The sequence below is a fragment of the Azospirillum sp. TSH100 genome (assembly GCF_004923295.1).
Taxonomy (GTDB): Bacteria; Pseudomonadota; Alphaproteobacteria; order Azospirillales; family Azospirillaceae; genus Azospirillum.
Window position 1 is genome coordinate 1,555,822 of record NZ_CP039634.1, and the last position, 18,251, is coordinate 1,574,072.

The window sequence follows — 18,251 nt, forward strand, 5'->3', positions numbered from 1 at the left end:
AAGTCATTCCCGTTTGGCGGCGTAGCGATCCAGAAACACCAGCGCCGCCGTCAGCAAACCGCCGACTTCGTCGGTCCGGCGGGTGGTGTCTTCGGTTGGCTGCTCCAGTTCCGTCTCCAGCGCACGGGCGGCCCGGCGCAGGGCGATGCAGCCATATTGGCCCGATACCCCGGCGATCTTGTGAGCCATCGCTCCGGCGGTCGCCCGGTCCCCAGTCTTCAGCGCTTCATCCAGCGCCTCTCCATGCTGGCGCAGCACTGCCGCCGTCTTGCCGATCAGCTCGGCGACGCGGGCGGCTGGCAGCATTTCCTGCATCGTCCTGATGGCGCCTTCATCGAACGCGGGTTCTGCCGCCGGGGACACGGCCTGCGCCCCACCGTTCCGATCACCTTTCCCACTGCCGCCGAGCGCTGTCGACAGCGCCTCCAGCCGCAGCGGCTTGATCAGCGTGCCGTTGGCGCCACAGGCCGCACAGCGGTCCTGGCCGTCGGCGGTGGCGCTTGCGGTCAGCATCAGGATGCAGGGAGCTGCGCCGTTGGGCTGGCGCCGTATGGCGCGCACCGCTTCGTCGCCCGGCAGGCCGGGCAGGCCAAGATCCATCAGGATCAGGTCGAAGGCACCGTCCGCAGCGGCGGCGACGGCCGCGTCCCCATCCTCCACCGCCACCACCCGGTGGCCGGCACGTTCCAGCAGCACGCGGGCGGCGAGGCGGGTGACCGTCTCATCCTCCGCCAGCAGGATGTGCAAGGGGGGCGTCGTGCGTGTCTGGTCCGCCGGCATACCGGTCCGCTCTTCCCGGTTGATCCAAGGATCTTACTTTAGCCGCTTCAGCGCCGAGGCGCATCCCCGCGGACGGGAGATCGGGTCACACGGTTGGCGAGGATTGGGTGAACATCGGATCCTCGATCCGGTGCAGGCGGCCGGCGCCGGTCATCGCGGCGCGCAGCAGCAGGGTCTTGCGGCGGGCAGCGGCCAGCTTGGCGACCGGCGCCTCGCGCAGGATTTCCGCGCCATAGGCATCGGCGACCATCAGGCCGCACCCCTCCGGGATCAGTTCGGTTGGAAAATTGTCGTCAACGGCGAAATAGAAGGCGTCGCACCATTCGCGATATTCCTGCCATTTCTGGTCGGATCGGAAATCGGGGACGCCGCTCTTCACCTCGACGATCAGGATGTTGCCGGCTTCGTCGATGGCGAGCACATCGGCCCGTCGGCCACTCGCCAGCCGGAATTCGGTCAGGGTCGCATAGCCGCGGGTCGCCAGCGCCCGCCGGACGCCGCGGAAGATCGGTGGCGCCCCTCCGGCCAGCAGGGCTGGCTCGGCGTCGGAAACCGGAACGGCAATGTCGTCGCTCATGGTGCGGTGCCACCATTGAAACGGGAACGTGTGGAGAACGTGCGCCCCACAATGACCCGTCGCCGTGTTTTCGCCAAGGGGCAAAAGATGGATGGCGGCGATCGGGATTTCAGGGTCAGGCCGGAAGAATGACCGGAGGCAGAGGGGATGGCCGGCAACGGTCGCGCGGCAGGCTGCGGTCGGCGGGGAAGACCAGCACGACTGCGGTGCCGACACCGGGCTGGCTGGTCAGTTCCAGCCGCCCGCCATGCAGCTCCACCAGCCGTTTGACGATCGGCAGCCCCAGCCCGGTCCCGCGGGAGTTGCGGGCGATGGTGGAATCCGGCGGATCGAACGGATGGAGGATGCGCGGAAGCTCGGCGGTCGGGATGCCGACGCCGGTGTCGGCCACCATCAGCCCGATCCCGCCGTCGGGCATCAGATGGGCAGTCAGCACCACTTCGCCGCCGGGGCGGGTGTGGGTGACGGCGTTCGACAGCAGGTTGGTCAGCATCTGGGTCAGCGCCTGGGCGTCGCCCTGCAACAGCGGCAGATCGTCCGGCACCTCGCGGCGCAAGCGGACGTCGCCTTCCGTTGCCGCTTCCTGAAGGGCGGAGACGACGCGCAGCGACAGCGTGCCCAGATCCACCCCTTCCTCGGCAATCGGCATGCCGCCGCTGTCCAGGCGGGACAATTCCAGGATGTCGTCGATCAGTGCCAGCAGATGGGTGCCGGCATCGCGGATGTCGCCGGCATAGCTGCGATAGCGTGGGTTGCCGAGCGGCCCGAAGGGCTCCGACAGCAGCATCTCCGAAAAGCCCAGGACGGCGTTCAGCGGCGTGCGCAGCTCGTGGCTCATCTGGGCAAGGAAGGCGCTTTTGGCCCGGCTGGCGCTTTCCGCCTCGGCGCGGGCGGAAAGGGCCTCCGCCTCGCGGACGCGCAGCCGTTCCTCGTTCAGCTTCAGCGTGGTGACGTCGGTGTAATGGACCAGCACGCCGCCCGGCACCGCATGGTCGCGGCTGAGCAGCCAGCGCCCGTCGGACAGCGGCACCACCATCGGCGGTTCAAGGCGCCGATGCCGCTCCAGCCGCGCCGCCATCCAGGCCCCGCGCTCCTCGTCCGTGGTCAGGCGCGGGTCGGCCAGGGCGAAGCAGCGGACCAGTTCCTCGAACGGTACGCCGGGAACCAACCGATCGGCCAGACCGGGCAGATCCCGTTTCAGCCGGCCATTGGCATGGACCAGCCGGTCCGCATGATCGAACAGGGCGAAGCTCTCCCCGCTGTGCTCCAGCGCCGCCGTTAGGCTTTCGGCCAGCGTCTCGGCCAGCGTCGGTGTCTCGGGACCGAGATCAGTCAGCACGGCGCACAGCCCGCCCGGGGCCGGGCCGGCCGCCACCCGCCAGCGCACCGGGGTCGTGCCGCGCCGGGCCGCGACGGTGCACTGCACCGGGCCGTTCAGCGCGTCGGCCAGAGCGTTGAACAGTCCGGGACAGGCTGTGTCTGTGCCGCCGCCACGCAGCCGCCGCCCGGCCAGTGGGGCGATGCCCAGCAGCCGCTCCGCCGCCGGATTGGCGCACAGCCATTCGAGGTCGGTCAGAGCCCCGCTGCAATCATTGTGCGGCCTGAACAATGCAACCGCGTCCGGCAGTTGCAACATGGCGGACAGCAGCGGATCGGCAGGTAGGGATTCCCTGGCGATTGTTCCGTCGCGCGAGTCGGCGCAAGTCTGCGTGTCGCATTCCATCGCGCCATCATTGCGACCTATTCCTAACAAAGGCTGAAGGCCAAGCCTGTAATGTCACCGAATATTTGTCGAAATGTAACGTAACTCGAGGTGAGCCCTTCATCTGCTTTGAATTTACCAAAAAAGCAACGAAAGGTTTGATTGAGATGGTCGTTATGATCTTCGCCTTCGATCTGCCCAATGGCGGGCTTTGCAACGGATCGTGCCTTCCATAGTCTTGATGGCCGTCGGACCATGAGATTTGGGATGAAGGTGTGACCGTGAGCGGCAGCCACGATGACGTCGGCGGCGGGGGGCCGGCCCTTCTGGTGTTCGGAGGCGACGGACGGCTTGCTGACTGGACGCCGGCGGCGGCGGTCCTGCCGTTTCTGGCCGGACGCCTGACCACCGGCCTGTCCGCCGGCGCATTGGAAGCCGCCCTGCTCTCCGTCGCGGGATCGGACGCGCTGTGCGGTCGGGAGGTGCTGCGGCTTGCCGGCGGTGGCGTGATGTGGCGGTTCGGCGATCCGTCCTCTTCAACTCCTTCAGGGGTCAGCCCCCCCGAAGCGCGGTCGATGCCAGATCCGGCCGGTCGGCTTTTCGCGGCGGCGAGCCACGACCTGCGTCAGCCTCTCGCCGCGCTCTCCCTGCTCATCGGCACGCTGGACGGTCGGCTCGGCGCCAAGGCGGGGGAGGGACGCGATCTGCTGCATTCAATGGCCCAGGCGGTCGAATCGATGCGCAGCATGGTCGATGGTCATTTCGACCTCGTCCGCCTGGAAAGCGGCCTGATCGAGCCGGACATCCGCCCCCATGCGGTGAACGGCGTTCTGATGCGGCTGGCGCTGGAGGTGGCGCCGCGCTTCGCCGACCGTGGGTTGCGCTTCACCGTGATGCCCTGTTCGGCGGTGGTGCGGACCGATTCCGCCCTGCTCGAACGCCTGCTGCACGGGCTGGTCGCCAACGCCTTGCGCGGTGCGGTGCGGGGACGCGTGCTGCTGGGCTGCCGGCTGTGCGGCGACCGTCTGCGCATCGAGGTGTGGGACAGCGGGCGTGGCCTGTCGCCGCAACGGCTGGCCGCCCTGCGGACGGATTTGGCGAAGCCGGCCGGTGAGGCGGGGGCGGCGCTGGGGCTGGACCTGACCCTTGTGCGCGGCCTCGCCCGCAAGCTCGGCCTTGGTCTCGATGTCTGTGCCGCGGAGGGGCGGGGCACCGTCTTCGCCGTGCTGGTTCCCCTGTCGGTCGAACTGCTCGCGGAGGGCTCTGCTGGCGGTGGGGAGGCGCCCGGACAGGCGGACGGGGCGGCAACTCCGCAGGCGGCGTCCGACAGCGGCACCACCGACATCAGCCGCACCCGGATCCTGGTGATCGAAGACGACCCGATGGTGCTGGCGGCGCTGGAGGCGTTGCTCGGCCAATGGGGATGCAGCGTCGTCGGCGCCGAATCCTACGACATGGCGGTCGAGCGGATCGGTCCGGTCCCGGGGCGCTTCGACCTCATCATTTCCGATCTGCGGCTGAAGGGTGCGGCCAACGGCATCGTCGCGATCCGGCAGATCGCCAAGCTGTTGGATCGTCCGGTTCCAGGGATGATCCTGACTGGCGATACCGATCCCAAGCGGCTGCGTGAGGCGCGCCTGTCCGGCTATCCTTTGCTGCACAAGCCGGTGGCCCCGCTCGCCCTGCGTGCCGCCGTCATCCGTCTGCTCGGACATGATCCTCTTTGACAACAATGGCCGTAAGTTGGCGAATGAAGCCCGGAGCAGTGCACAAAAAATGGAGTGTCGAAACTGTCGGGATTTTATGCATTGCAATGACATTCCTGAAACAGTGACTGATGAATCCGGCAAAGTGCGACAGGATTTTTCCCATTCTCATCGCTGGATTAGTCCGTCATCTCTCCAATGGTTAGATGTATCTCCTCCTTTCGTTTGAATTTGAAGTTTCACATACCCATTTATGTCTTCTCTCCGGTATGATCGTTTCCGACGCGTCGCTGTCAGGACGGGCGGGTGGAGGTCGTGCGGATGTACCGGCGGTATCGGGAGGGGGGGTGGGCGAGAACGCTGACGGTGATCGTCACCGCCGGGCTGTTCCTATCCTTTTCCGCCTTTCTGATGATCCGGAGCGCCACCCGCGATGCCGAGCTGACATTGGCCGACCGGCAGGCGATACAGCTTCATGACGAACTGAAGTCGAGTTTCGAGGATCAGAGCGTGCTTCTGCGTGCGCTCAGCGGTCCACTGGCCGGTCCGGCTCCGGTCACCGACGCGAGCTTCGCATCGGCCGCCGGGCCGCTGCTGCCGCTTTATCCGAACCTGCATGCTGTTGCCTGGGCGCGCCGGATCGCCGAACGGGACGTTTCACTGCTGGAGCGCGCCATGCACGCGGCCGGCCACAGCAGCTTTGCCGTCCGTGGCGCGGATGTGGAGAGCGGCCGTGAAACCAGCGGGGTGAACAGAGGGCTGGGGGCCGACCGGTTCGTCAATGTACTGGCCGAACCGCGCTCCGCCGCCGGGCTGGTCGGGCTGGACATGGCCGACCTTCCCGGCCAGCGCGACCTGCTGCTCCGGTCCTGTGCGGCCAACCGCATCGTCGTGGCCGATGGCGAACCTTTGAAGGCGCAGCTGGGCAGGGGGGCCGTGCTGATCTATCTGCCGGTCTATTCCCGCGAGGTCGATCCCGATGACGGCCCCGGCTATGGCGGCGGACGCATCCTCTGCGATGTGCTGACGGGCTTCCTGTGGACCAGCTTCGATGTCAGGCAGCTGTTGCGCGATTCGGTGCGCCGGGTCGGGCTGACCGTCGGCGATGCCTATCTGCTGGAACCGCCGCTCGGTCCGGATTTGGGAGAGCCGCGTCTTCTTGCCGCCGAAGGAGCGATCAGCCGTCCCGGCGAACTGTCGCATCCGCCGATCCATGCCCTCACCATGAAGGAGCTGACCGGTCCGGCGGCGCCCCATGCCATTGTCCGCGACATCGCTTATGGCGGCCGAGTCTGGCGGCTCCATGTGGTGCCCTATGCGGCAGGTCTGTTCAGCGCCGGTGACCGGCTCGCCTGGACGATGCTGATCGGCGGGCTCCTCCTGACCGCCGGCAGCGCGGCCTATGTGCTGCGCGAGGCGAGGACCAAGCGCCTGCTCCAGACCGAGGCGCGCGCCCGCGCCGCCATGGCCCGCGCCCTGCGCGAGAGCGAGGAGCGGTTCCGGATCGCCCTGCGCTATTCCAAGGTGACGCTGTTCAGCCAGGACCGGGATCTGCGTCATCTCTGGATCTACTGTCCGCGCGCCGATCTTCATCCGGAGCGCATGATCGGCCGGACCGACGCCGACCTGTTTCCGGCGGAAGAGGCGGCGCGGATGGTTGAGCTGAAGCGGTCGGTGATGGATGGCGGGATCGGCACGCGCCGCGAACTGGAACTGACCTATGGCGGCCACCGCCGGGTGCTCGACCTGTCGGTGGAACCGATGCGCGACGAGACGGGGGCGATTGCCGGCGTCATGTGCGCTGCGATCGACGTGACGGAATCGGCCGACATCCGCGAGGCGCTGGCCCGCGCCCATGCCGAGGCGGAGCGGGCCAACCAGGCCAAGAGCCGCTTCCTCGCCGCCGCCAGTCACGACCTGCGCCAGCCCTTCCAGGCCATGAGCCTGTTCCACCACATCCTGATGTCAAAGCTGGACGATCCCCAGCAGCTGGAGGTGGCCAGCAAGCTGGGTGAGGCGCTGACGGCGGGAAACACGCTGCTGTCCACCCTGCTCGATACCTCCGCGCTGGAGGTCGGCAACGTCAAGCCGCGGATCGTCGATTTCGAGGTTCAGGAGATCCTTGGCCGGCTGGCGGTGGAGATCGGCGATCAGGCGATTGACCGCGGTCTCGTGCTGCGGACGGTTCCCTGTTCCGTCCGCGTGCAGAGCGATCCGATCCTTCTGGAACGGATGGTGCGCAACCTGCTGGTCAACGCCCTGCGCTACACAACCGAAGGACGGATCCTGCTGGGCTGCCGGCGCCGGTCCGACGCCGACGGCGGGATGCGCCTGTCCATCGAGGTGTGGGACACCGGCCCCGGCATCGCCGAGGCGGAAATGGCGGCGATCTTCGAGGATTTCTATCGCTGCGGCACCGACCAGCGTGACAGCGGACGCGGACTTGGGCTTGGCCTGTCCATTGTCCGCCGCATGTCCCAGATGCTGGACCATCCCGTCACGGTGCGCTCGCGCGTCGGGCGCGGCACCGTCTTCGCCGTCAGCGTGCCGCTGGTCACGCAGGATTGCTCCTGCTCCGCCGCCGCCGACTGAGAGTCCGGCCACGCCGGCCCATTCCGCAGCGCGCAATGGAGGCAGTCCCGACCCGCGGCCCGCTTTTCCTGTCCGAGTCCGCGCAAGTTTCGGTTATGCTGCGTCTGCTCACTGAATCGAAACGATCCCAGTAACCCAGCTGCAACAATGGCTTGACGACTTTATTGATGTAGGTCATTGGGCCCCTTCGCCATAGGGGCTATTGCTTTCGCATAAGCGCACTCCTTGGGAAATCCTTGGAAGATGAAGGTTCCGTTTCAAAGGAACCCAACAAGACGGAGTTCGGCCCGCCACCATGGCATGCCCTGTCGGGCGCCGACGGCAACGGGAACCGGGCTTGGGAGGATACGGCCTGCCGCCGCGACGCATGCCCCGGCAAACAGGGCATGCGGTCCGGTCACCGGCATTCGGGCCTCCGCCGTTCCGGCGGGGTCCGTTGGTCGGGCGCCGCGATCCTTTTCAGGAGCACAGAGTATGGACACCGCCATCGCCGCCCCCTCCGCCGCCCAGGCGGGTCGCAGCGGCATCGTTCCGACTGGCAAGAACGGCAGCCCCATGATCGAAAACGTCACGTTCGAGGAAATCCGCATCGGCCAGCAGGCGAGCCTGTCGCGCCGCCTGACCATGTCCGACATCGAGCTGTTCGCGACGGTGTCCGGCGACCTCAACCCGTCCCATGTGGACGAGGATTACGCCGTCGACCACAAGGTGGTCGGCCATGGCATGTGGTCGGGCTCGCTGATCTCCGCCGTTCTCGGCACCCTGCTGCCCGGTCCCGGCACCGTCTATGTCGGCCAGGATCTGCGGTTCGAGCGTCCGGTCCTGCTGGGCGACATCGTCACCGTCACCGTCACTGCCCGCTCCAAGGACGCAGCGCGCAAGACGGTCGTCTTCGACTGCCTGTGTCTCAACCAGGACGGCCGGACGGTCGCGACCGGTGTCGCCGAGGTGATCGCCCCGACCGAGAAGGTGCGGCGCGCCACGGCGGAACTGCCGCAGGTGCAGGTGATCCGCCATGACGGCCACGAGCTGATGCTGAAGAAGTGCGAGTCGCTGCCGCCGGTGCCGACCGCCGTCGTCCATCCCTGCGACGAAAGTTCGCTGCGCGGCGCCGTCGAGGCTGCCGAGGCGAACCTGATCGACCCGGTGCTGGTCGGGCCGGAGTCCAAGATCCGTTCGGTCGCCGACGCCCATGGTCTCGACATCTCGCGCTACCGCATCGTCGACGTCGCCCACAGCCATGCCTCCGCCGAGACCGGCGTGCGGCTTGCCCGCACCGGCGAGTGCGAGGCGGTGATGAAGGGCAGCCTTCACACTGACGAGCTGATGGGCGAGGTGGTGAAGAAGGAGACCGGCCTGCGCACCGGCCGCCGCCTGAGCCATGTTTTCGTGATGAATGTCCCGACCTACCCGCGGCCGCTGCTGATCACCGATGCGGCGATCAACATCTATCCCACGCTGGAGGACAAGGTCAGCATCGTGCAGAACGCCATCGACCTCGCCAAGGTCCTGGGCACCGAGGTTCCGCGCGTCGCCATCCTGTCGGCGGTCGAGACCATCAACACCAAGATCGCCTCGACGCTGGAAGCGGCGGCCCTCTGCAAGATGGCCGACCGCGGCCAGATCACCGGCGGCATCCTCGACGGCCCTCTGGCCTTCGACAACGCCATCAGCCGCGAGGCTGCCATCACCAAGGGCATCAAGTCCGAGGTGGCCGGTCAGGCCGACATCCTGCTGGTCCCCGACCTGGAGGCCGGCAACATGCTTGCCAAGCAGCTGTCCTTCCTGGCCCATGCGGATGCCGCCGGCATCGTGCTCGGCGCCCGCGTGCCGATCATCCTGACCAGCCGCGCCGACAATGTGCGCACCCGTCTGGCGTCCTGCGCCGTGGCCGTCCTGTCGGCCGCCGCCCGCCGCCGCGGTGCCGCCGCCGCGGCCGAGTGAGAAAGCCAGACGCCATGTCCAACGCGATCCTCGTCATCAATGCCGGCTCCTCCAGCCTGAAATTCTCGGTGTTCCGGGATCACGGCGGCGGGGATCCGGTGGTCACCATCAACGGCCAGATCTCGGGCATCGGCACCCAGCCGGTGTTCGAGGCCAAGGACGCCCAGCGCCGTCCGCTCGCCGAAAAGAGCTGGGCTGCGGGGGAGGCCAGCGACCGCACCGCCCTGCTGTCCTATCTGCTCGACTGGATCGAGGAACGGCTGGAGGGGGCGACGCTGATCGCCGCCGGGCATCGGGTGGTGCATGGCGGCGTCCGCCACGCCGCTCCGGTGCTGCTGACCCCCGCCGTGCTGGACGAACTGGACGGTCTGGTCCCGCTCGCCCCGCTGCACCAGCCGCACAACCTCGCCGCCATCCGCGCGCTGGCCGAGGCGCATCCGGAACTGCCGCAGGTCGCCTGCTTCGATACCGCCTTCCACCGCAACCAGCCCTGGCAGGCCCAGACCTTCGCCATCCCGCGGGAACTGACGGAGGAGGGCGTGCGCCGCTACGGCTTCCACGGCCTGTCCTATGAGTACATCGCCCGTCGCCTGCCGGAAATCGCGCCGGAACTGGGTGATTCGCGGGTGGTCGTCGCCCATCTCGGCAGCGGCGCCAGCATGTGCGCCATCCATGGCGGGCGCAGCGTCGACAGCACCATGGGCTTCACCGCGCTCGACGGGCTGCCGATGGGCACCCGCTGCGGCACCATCGACCCCGGCGTGCTGATCTACCTGATGCGCAAGGGCATGGACGCCGGCGCCATCGAGAAGCTGCTCTACAACAAGTCCGGCCTGCTCGGCGTGTCGGGCATCTCCAACGACATGCGCGCCCTGCTGGACAGCAGCGACCCGCATGCGCAGGAGGCGGTGGAGCTGTTCTGTTTCCGCATCGCCAAGGAGACCGGCGCGCTGGCCGCCTCGATGGGCGGGGTGGACGCCGTGGTGTTCACCGCCGGCATCGGCGAACGCTCCGCCCCGGTGCGGGCGCGGGTCGGCGACAAGCTGGCCTGGATGGGCGTGGAGATCGACGCGGCGGCCAACGAGGCCAATGCGTCAAAGATCTCGACCGCCGGCAGCCGTCTGCCGGTCTACGTCATCCCGACCGACGAGGAAGGGATGATCGCGCTGCACACCCGCAAGGTGCTGACAGGACGGTGAGTGTTTCGTGGGGTGGCGTCGGCTGACGGCACCCCACATCTCCCTGGAGCCCGACCCCATTCGGTGCTAGCACCCCTCCGGCATCACGCATCGTCCGGGGGAAATTTTGGTCCGCCCCTATCTGCCGCTGAACGCCCTGCGTGCCTTCGAGGCGTCTGCGCGACATCTCAGCTTCACCCGCGCCGCCATCGAGCTGTGCGTGACCCAGGCCGCCGTCAGCCATCAGGTCAAGCTGCTGGAGGAGCGGCTGGGCGCCAGCCTGTTCCACCGCCTGCCGCGCGGCCTCGCCCTGACCGACGAGGGGCGGGCGCTGCTGCCGACGCTGGAGGAGGCGTTCGACCGCATCGGTGGCCTGCTCGACCAGTTCGAGGGCGGGAGATTCCGCGAGGTGCTGACGGTCGGCGCGGTCGGCACCTTCGCCGTCGGCTGGCTGCTGCCGCGGCTGAGCCGCTTCCGCGAGGCGCATCCCTTCGTCGATCTGCGCCTGTCCACCAACAACAACCGCGTGGACATCGCGGCGGAGGGGCTGGACTACGCCATTCGCTTCGGCGATGGTGCCTGGCACGGTACCGACGCGGTCCGCCTGTTCGACGCGCCGCTGTCGGTGCTGTGCGCTCCGGACATCGCCGGGCGGCTGCGTGAGCCGGCCGATGTCGGGCGCGAGACGCTGCTGCGTTCCTACCGTTCCGATGAATGGACGGGCTGGTTCGCCGCCGCCGGGATTGAGCCGTCGGCCATGCCGCCGGTCAAGGGGCCGGTCTTCGACTCCTCCTCCCTGATGGTGGAGGCGGCGATCCAGGGCGCCGGAGTGGCGCTGGCTCCGGTGGCGATGTTCCGCCGGCCGCTGGCCGTGGGCCTGATCGAGCAGCCCTTCGCCGTCACCGTGTGCAAGGGCGCCTATTGGCTGACGGCGCTGAAGTCGCGGCCGGAGACACCGACCATGCGCGCCTTCAGCGACTGGCTGTTCGCCATGGTCGCGGAGGACGCGGCGGACCGAGCGGTCAGGACAGGGTGACCCGGCGCGGCGCCTGCTGCCGTTCCCGCTGCTGCCAGAAGCGCAGCCGCAGCCGCGGCGCCACGAACCACGCGATGGGTGCTGCGAGCACGATGCTGAGGATCACCACGGTCGGCATCAGCGTCATCGCCTGTTCGGAAAAGCTGGGGACCGCAAGAACCAGGACAGTGCCGATGCCGAAAACCACACCCTGGATCATGCCGTAGATCAGGATGGCGAGGCGTAAGCGGGTGGACATTGGACTGCTCCGATGAAGTGGGTTGGTGCATAGACCGTTTCCCTCTTCAACCGGAGCGATGCCGCACTGTTCCGAACGCCATCGGGCCGGATTTCACCAACCCGATTGCGACCGTACACATACGATTATTGGGCGTAAGCCGCGCCGCTCCTTACCGGTGCGCCCGCCACCACGCCATCAGCCCGGTGGTGGAGCTGTCATGCGCTCCGTCGGCCGGACCATTCTCCATTTCCGGCAGGATGGTGTTGGCCAGCTGCTTGCCCAGCTCGACGCCCCACTGGTCGAAGCTGTTGATGTCCCAGACGATGCCCTGGACGAAGACCTTGTGTTCGTACAGCGCGATCAGGGCGCCCAGTGTCGCCGGGGTCAGGCTTTCCATCAGGATGGTGTTGGACGGGCGGTTGCCGGGGAAGACGCGGTGGGGGACCAGCGCCTCGACCTCTGCCGCCGGCTTGCCGGCCCTGGTCATCTCCGTCCGCACCTCGTCGGCGGTCTTGCCGCGCATCAGCGCCTCGGCCTGGGCGAAGACGTTGGACAGCAGGATGCGGTGATGGGCGCCGGCCTCCGCCCCGATCGGGTTGTGGGTGGTCGCCGCCGCCACGAAGTCGCAGGGGATCAGCGAGGTGCCCTGGTGGATCAACTGATAGAAGGCGTGCTGGCCGTTGGTGCCCGGCTCGCCGAACAGCACCGGGCCGGTCTGGTAGTCCACCGGTTCGCCGCCGCGGGTCACCGACTTGCCGTTGCTCTCCATGTCCAGCTGCTGGAGATAGGCGGGGAAGCGGTGCAGATACTGGTCGTAGGGCAGCACCGCGTAGGACGAGGCGTCCCAGAAATTGCGATACCAGACGCCCAGCAGGGCCAGCAGCACCGGCATGTTGCGCTCAAGCGGCGCGGTGCGGAAATGCTCGTCCATCGCGTGGGCGCCGGCCAGCATCTCGGCGAAACGCTCCGGTCCGATGGCGATCATGATCGGCAGGCCGATGGCCGACCACAGCGAATAGCGGCCGCCGACCCAGTCCCAGAAGCCGAACATGTTGGCCGGGTCGATGCCGAACTTGCGCACCTCCGCCTCGTTGGTGGAGACGGCGACGAAATGCTTGGCGACATGCGCCTCGTCCTTCGCGGTCTCCAGGAACCAGCGGCGGGCGGAATGGGCGTTGGTCAGCGTCTCCTGCGTGGTGAAGGTCTTGGACGCGATGACGAACAGCGTCGTCTCCGGATCCAGCCATTTCAGCTGCTCGGCCAGATGGGTGCCGTCGACGTTGGAGACGAAATGCAGGGCGACATGGGCATGGGCGAAGGGCTTCAGCGCTTCCGTCGCCATCACCGGGCCGAGGTCGGAGCCGCCGATGCCGATGTTGACCACGTCGGTGATCGGCTGGCCGCTGTAGCCGCGCCACTCGCCGTCGCGCACCGAAGTGGCGAAGGCGTCCATCCGCTCCAGCACCGCACGCACGCCCGGCATCACGTCGCGGCCATCGACGGTGACGGCGCGGTCGGAGCGGTTGCGCAGCGCGGTGTGCAGGACCGCACGCTTTTCGGTCAGGTTGATCGGCTCGCCGCCGAACATGCGGGCGCGGGCGCCCTCGACATCCTGCTGGCGGGCGAGGTCGAGCAGCAGGCGGACCGTATCCTGCGTGATGCGGTTCTTCGAATAGTCGAGGAACAGGCCCGCGGCTTCCATGGAGAAGGCATTGAACCGGCCGGGATCGGCGGCGAACAGGTCACGCATGTGCGTACCGGCCATGTCCTGGCGGTGTTGGGCGAGAGCGGCCCAGGCGGAAGAACGGGTCAGCGCAGTCATGATGCTTTGGACTCCTTGACGTCAGCGGTCCTTTGACGCGGCCCTCTGCGGGGCGTGCGGAGCCTAACACCGACCGCCGGCCACGGCCACGGCCCAAAACGCGGCGTTGGATGCTGCTGAATGGCCTATGCGGGGTGGCCAGGGGTGCAACTGCATGGCGGGCGGGGTGTTGTGGTGTTCAGGAATTGCGACAGGAGGACACCATGTCGGGCAAGCCTGCCACCCCGCCGCTGGAAGAGCGGGAGGAGCAACGCGACCGCGACGACACCGCGCGGCCGGATCAGGTCGGGATCATTCCCGGTAAGGTGCCGGGAAGTCCGGTCGATCCGAGTGACCCACGCTTTCCGGGGAGCCAGCCGGATCTGGCATGAGGGGAGGCTGGGGGCGTTAAGCCCCCGGCTTGCTCAACTGCCCCCTTCGATCGTCCGTGTCGGCGTCACGCCTTCCGGCTTGCCGACCAGCACGGTCAGCAGCTTGGCCGGGTCGAGCAGACGTTGGGCGACGCGCTTGATGTCGGCCTGCGTCACCGCGTTGATGTAGCGGTCGCGCTGGTTCAGATAGTCGATGCCGAGATTGTCGCGCTTCACCTGCAGCAGGATGCGGGCGATCGCCTGGGTCGAGCCCAGTTGCAGCGGGAAGGAGCCGGTCAGATAGGTCTTGGCATCGGCCATCTCCCGGTCGGTCAGACCGTCCTTGGCCATGCGCGCCCATTCCTGGCGGATGATGTCCAGCGCCTGACCCGCCTTGGCGTTGACGGTGGAGCCGCCGGCCATCACCAGCGCCGCATGGTCCATCGGGATCAGGTAGCTGTAGACTCCATAGCTGAGCCCGCGCTTCTCGCGGACCTCCTCCATCAGACGGGAGCCGAAGCCGCCGCCGCCCAGCACATAGTTCATCACCGTGGCGGCGTACCAGTCGGGATCGTCGCGCTTCACACCGGGCTGGCCCATCAGCATCACCGTCTGCGCGGTCGGGCGCGGCAGCAGGATGGTCTGGCCCAGGCCGGACATGGCCACGTCGGGGATCGGCTTCGCGTCGGCCTTGGCCGGCAGACCGCCGAACAGCCTGTCCAGCGCCTTGCCCAGATCATCGGGCGAGATGTCGCCGGCGGCGGCCACCACCAGCCGGTCGCGGCCGAACTGCCCCTTCACGAAGGCACGCAGATCGTCGGGCGTGATGGCGGGCAGGCTGTCCAGGCTGCCGCGGCTCTCACTGCCATAGGGATGGCCGGGGAAGGCGGTGGCGTAGAACTGGCGCCGTCCGACATAGTTGGGGTCGGCGAGGTCGCGCCTCAGGCTGGCCATGACCGAGGCACGCATGCGGTCCAGCGCCTCGGGCGTGAAATGCGGTTCGGTCAGCGCCAGCCGGGTCAGCTCGAACGCCTCCTCGCGGTTCTCGCCCAGGGTGCGCAGCGAACCGCTGAAGCCGTCGCGGCCGGACTCGAAGCCCAACGCGATGGCCTTGTCCTGCAACCGCGCCTGGAAGGCCTGCGAATCGTAGGGGCCGGCGCCCTCGTCCAGCATGGTGGAGGCGAGGTTCGCCAGCCCCTCCTTGCCCTTGGGATCGGTGCCGCCGGCCCCGTCGAAGACCCATTCCAGCGCCAGCACCGGAACCTTGTGGTCCTCGACCAGCCACGCCTCGATCCCGCCGGGGCTGACCACGCGCTTGATGTCCATGGCGTGAGCGGGGGAGAGGAGGGCCAGCGCCGTGGCAAAGAATACCGCAGCAGTCAGACGCAGATTCCCTCTCCCCCCCGGGGAGAGGGTTAGGGTGAGGGGGAGCCACAGCGAGGAGAAAGTCTTGGGCATATGCTTCGCCAGCCGGAAAAAGGCACGCAGTGCATCCCCCTCACCCCGACCCTCTCCCCGGGGGGGAGAGGGAGGAAGCCCGCGGGCAGATGAAACATCGTGAAACACGCTCATCCTCAACTGTCCTTTCCGGTCGGGGGCAGCAGCAGGCCGGTGACGTGGTTGGTCTGGCTCAGCACGGCGCGGGCTGCGGCGTTGACCTGATCGGCGGTGACGGCGTCGATGCGCACCGGCCAGTTTTCCACGTCGTCGATGCTCTGGCCGGTGGCGAGCGCCGCACCCAGCGTCTGGGCCGGCCCGGTCAGGCTGTCGCGGGCGTAGGCGGCAGAGGCCAGCATGCGCTTGCGGGCGGTGGCGACCTCCTCCTCCGTCACGCCGGACTTCAGCAGCCTGTCGACTTCGGCCCACAGCGCCGATTCGAGCTTGTCCATCGGCACGCCGGCGGCCGGGCTGGCGCCGACGCTGAGCGTCGCCATGTCCCAGGCGGTCGGGCCGTAGCCGAGCCAGGCCGAAGTTGCCAGCTTCTGGTCCACCACCAGACTGCGGTAGAGGCGTGACGTGGTGCCGCCGCTCATGATCTCCGCCAGCACCTGCAACGCATAGGCCTGGCTGTTCTGGTCGAGGCGATAGGACGGCGCGACCCAGATGCGGCGGACTGACGGCTGCCGCACCTCGTCGTCACGCAGGACCACCTGACGGGAGGAGGTGAGCGGCGGCTCTGCCACCCGCTTGCGCTCCGGCACCGGACGGGCGGGGATGGTGCCGTAATAGCGCTCGGCCAGCGGCTTCAGCTCCGCCGCGGTCACGTCGCCGGACACCACCAGGATGGCGTTATTGGGCGTGTACCATGTCTTGTAGAAGCGCTCCGCCATTTCCCGCGTCAGGGCCGACATCTCCTGCGGCCAGCCGATCACCGGGGTGCCGTAGGGGTGGTGGACGAACAGGGTGGCGTTGATCTGCTCGCCGATGCGGTCGGCCGGCTCGTTCTCGATGCGCTGGCGCCGTTCCTCGATGATGACGTCGCGTTCGGGATAGACCACCGCGTCGGTCAGCTTCAGATTGGCCATGCGGTCGGACTCCATCCGCATCACCATCTCCAGCCGGTCGCGGGCGACGTTCTGGTAATAGGCGGTGTAGTCGTAGCTGGTGAAGGCGTTGTCGCGACCGCCATTCTTGGCGATGATCCGGCTGAACTCGCCGGGCTGGATCGTGTCCGTGCCCTTGAACATCAGGTGTTCCAGGAAATGGGCGATGCCGGACTGGCCGCGTTCCTCGTCGGCGGCGCCCACCTTGTACCAGACCATGTGGGTCACGACCGGCACGCGGTGGTTGGGGATCACCACCACCTGCATGCCGTTGGACAGGGTGAAGCTTTCGGGGAAGAACACCCCCTTTTCCGCCGCATGGGCGGGCTGGAGCCCGAGCGGAAGCGGTGCCAGGGGGGCCGCGACGGTCATCGTCAGGGCGAGAAGTCCGGCCGTGGCGAGGCGGCGGGCTGGAAGGCAGGCGGGCATGGGGGCTCCCGGATCAGGAGGTCCGAATCGAAAGGGCGCCCTTCGCTGGGAAGGACGCCCCCGGAAACTGGTGTGATGACTGGTCCCGGACAAGGCCGAAAGACGGCCGAACCGGCTGTCGCTTAGAACAGGCCTTCCAGCGGCGCCTTGCGCTTGCGCTCGATCGTCGGGGTCGCGGCGCCGTCGACTGCCTTGCCCTGGGCCTGGGCCTCGCGCAGGCGCTGCTGCTCCTTGGCCGGATCGACGACGGAGACGGGCGGCTCCTGCGTCTGCCAGAACAGCAGCGAATCGATCCAGCTCTTGTCGGCGACGATCAGCTGGGTGGTTTCCTGATCGACCTTGGCGCGGATGTTCGGGTCGATGCCGTCGCGGGACGAGGCCTGGGCGACCAGCGACTTCTCGCCCGCCGTCGAACCGGCCGTCTTGGCGCCACGCGCGGCAGAGCCGAAGACGGCGCCGGCTGCGGCCTGGGTCGGGGTGGTGTCCTGCGGGCGCGGGGCGCCGGGGCGGGGCTTCGGCAGATCCTGCATGCTGGGCGGCAGGGTCAGCGGAGCGCGGGAAACGACGGAAAATTCGTCGGGGCTCTGGCGGTCGAGACCGATGGACCGGCGCACATCCGAGCAGCCGGCGAGCGTCAACGCCGCAAGCGCCAGCCCGATGAGCGGCAGCCGCGCCAAAGGAAGCCGGGTCCGGGGGAAGGAGAGGGCGGAGGAGATGCTGGTCACGTTCGGAGGATCCCGTCGTCAGTCACGTCGTAGCGACCCGGCCCGGAGGTCGAGGCCGCGAGGTCAGCGCTCGCCGGCGGTTATAACGCCACCGGCGACGGAACTCTTACGACTTTTCGCGGCCCGCGAACAGTCCGTCGATCAGCAGCAGCACCACGCCGACGCTGATTCCGCTGTCGGCCACGTTGAAGGCCCAGAAATGCCAACCGGCGACATGGAAATCGAGGAAGTCGACAACCGCCCCATGCATCAGCCGGTCGGCGACGTTGCCCACCGCCCCGCCGATGATGAAGCCCAGCGCCAGAGCCACCAGCCGCCGTTCGGCCTGCCGCAGCCATGAGATCAGGCAGACGGCGATCACCGCGGCGACCGCGCTGAGGATGTAGGGCATCATCGCTCCACCGCCGGCGAAGGTGCCGAAGCTGACGCCGAAATTCCACACCAGCACGAGGTTGAAGAAGGACGTCACCTCGATGACATGCGGCACCGGCTGCATGACCTGTTCGAGGATCCACCATTTGCTGCCCTGGTCGAGCACGACCACCACGACGGCGACGATCAGCCCGAACAGCCAGTAGGACCGGGATTGGTTGGCGACGAAGGCATTCATCGGGCGAGGGATCCTCCCTCTCCCCCCCGGGGAGAGG

General features: G+C 67.9%; 15 protein-coding genes. 6 read left to right on the plus strand and 9 right to left on the minus strand.

Translation table 11 applies throughout. The features are described from left to right. Nucleotides 1-3: 3 nt before the first annotated feature. From E6C72_RS07455 to E6C72_RS07465, 3 genes are all read right to left on the minus strand, one after another. Complete coding sequence (locus tag E6C72_RS07455; RefSeq protein WP_169055134.1) at nucleotides 4-780, minus strand: response regulator; 777 nt, start codon at nucleotides 778-780, stop codon at nucleotides 4-6. Nucleotides 781-865: 85 nt separating this feature from the next. Continuing rightward, the gene (locus tag E6C72_RS07460; protein WP_109442590.1) at nucleotides 866-1,357 is read right to left on the minus strand and encodes an MmcB family DNA repair protein; all 492 of its coding nucleotides are present in this window, start codon (nucleotides 1,355-1,357) and stop codon (nucleotides 866-868) included. 115 nt (nucleotides 1,358-1,472) lie between these two features. Continuing rightward, entirely contained in the window at nucleotides 1,473-3,080 is a 1,608-nt protein-coding gene (locus E6C72_RS07465; RefSeq protein ID WP_247875893.1) for an ATP-binding protein, read from the minus strand. Nucleotides 3,081-3,340: 260 nt separating this feature from the next. On the opposite strand from E6C72_RS07465, the gene E6C72_RS07470 reads away from it, so the two are divergent. The 5 genes from E6C72_RS07470 to E6C72_RS07490 all read left to right on the plus strand — a co-directional run bounded on the left by E6C72_RS07470 (nucleotide 3,341) and on the right by E6C72_RS07490 (nucleotide 11,515). Continuing rightward, nucleotides 3,341-4,786: a hybrid sensor histidine kinase/response regulator gene (locus E6C72_RS07470; RefSeq protein ID WP_109442604.1), complete on the plus strand. Its 1,446-nt coding sequence runs from the start codon at nucleotides 3,341-3,343 to the stop codon at nucleotides 4,784-4,786. Nucleotides 4,787-5,086: 300 nt separating this feature from the next. After that, nucleotides 5,087-7,357 carry an ATP-binding protein gene (locus E6C72_RS07475; RefSeq protein WP_136700692.1) on the plus strand — a complete coding sequence of 757 codons (2,271 nt, stop codon included), beginning with the start codon at nucleotides 5,087-5,089 and terminating at the stop codon, nucleotides 7,355-7,357. Between the two features lie 555 nt (nucleotides 7,358-7,912). Continuing rightward, complete coding sequence (locus E6C72_RS07480; protein WP_109442759.1) at nucleotides 7,913-9,301, plus strand: bifunctional enoyl-CoA hydratase/phosphate acetyltransferase; 1,389 nt, start codon at nucleotides 7,913-7,915, stop codon at nucleotides 9,299-9,301. A gap of 14 nt (nucleotides 9,302-9,315) precedes the next feature. After that, nucleotides 9,316-10,500: an acetate/propionate family kinase gene (locus tag E6C72_RS07485; RefSeq protein ID WP_109442743.1), complete on the plus strand. Its 1,185-nt coding sequence runs from the start codon at nucleotides 9,316-9,318 to the stop codon at nucleotides 10,498-10,500. 106 nt (nucleotides 10,501-10,606) lie between these two features. After that, on the plus strand, nucleotides 10,607-11,515 hold the full coding sequence (locus E6C72_RS07490) for a LysR family transcriptional regulator (RefSeq protein ID WP_109442744.1): 909 nt from the start codon (nucleotides 10,607-10,609) through the stop codon (nucleotides 11,513-11,515). Here the strand turns inward: E6C72_RS07490 and E6C72_RS07495 are convergent. Both E6C72_RS07495 and pgi read right to left on the minus strand, forming a co-directional pair. Beyond that, nucleotides 11,502-11,753 (minus strand): hypothetical protein, encoded by a 252-nt coding sequence (locus E6C72_RS07495; protein WP_109442745.1) that lies wholly within the window; start codon nucleotides 11,751-11,753, stop codon nucleotides 11,502-11,504. The two genes, E6C72_RS07490 and E6C72_RS07495, sit on opposite strands and share 14 nt — an antisense overlap. A gap of 151 nt (nucleotides 11,754-11,904) precedes the next feature. Continuing rightward, nucleotides 11,905-13,557 (minus strand): glucose-6-phosphate isomerase, encoded by a 1,653-nt coding sequence (gene pgi / locus E6C72_RS07500; protein ID WP_109442746.1) that lies wholly within the window; start codon nucleotides 13,555-13,557, stop codon nucleotides 11,905-11,907. 203 nt (nucleotides 13,558-13,760) lie between these two features. Here pgi and E6C72_RS31715 point away from each other — a divergent pair, with 203 nt between their 5' ends. Next, entirely contained in the window at nucleotides 13,761-13,928 is a 168-nt protein-coding gene (locus E6C72_RS31715; RefSeq protein ID WP_169055135.1) for a hypothetical protein, read from the plus strand. Between the two features lie 33 nt (nucleotides 13,929-13,961). Here the strand turns inward: E6C72_RS31715 and E6C72_RS07505 are convergent, their stop codons facing one another. The 4 genes from E6C72_RS07505 to lspA form a co-directional block, all read right to left on the minus strand. After that, entirely contained in the window at nucleotides 13,962-15,233 is a 1,272-nt protein-coding gene (locus E6C72_RS07505) for a pitrilysin family protein (protein WP_247875907.1), read from the minus strand. Between the two features lie 248 nt (nucleotides 15,234-15,481). Then, nucleotides 15,482-16,879 carry a pitrilysin family protein gene (locus E6C72_RS07510; RefSeq protein WP_109442747.1) on the minus strand — a complete coding sequence of 466 codons (1,398 nt, stop codon included), beginning with the start codon at nucleotides 16,877-16,879 and terminating at the stop codon, nucleotides 15,482-15,484. Between the two features lie 122 nt (nucleotides 16,880-17,001). Beyond that, on the minus strand, nucleotides 17,002-17,604 hold the full coding sequence (locus E6C72_RS07515) for a DUF3035 domain-containing protein (RefSeq protein ID WP_109442748.1): 603 nt from the start codon (nucleotides 17,602-17,604) through the stop codon (nucleotides 17,002-17,004). 106 nt (nucleotides 17,605-17,710) lie between these two features. Further along, nucleotides 17,711-18,214, minus strand: coding sequence for a signal peptidase II (gene lspA / locus E6C72_RS07520; RefSeq protein WP_109442749.1), 504 nt, complete (start codon nucleotides 18,212-18,214; stop codon nucleotides 17,711-17,713). Nucleotides 18,215-18,251: the final 37 nt, after the last annotated feature.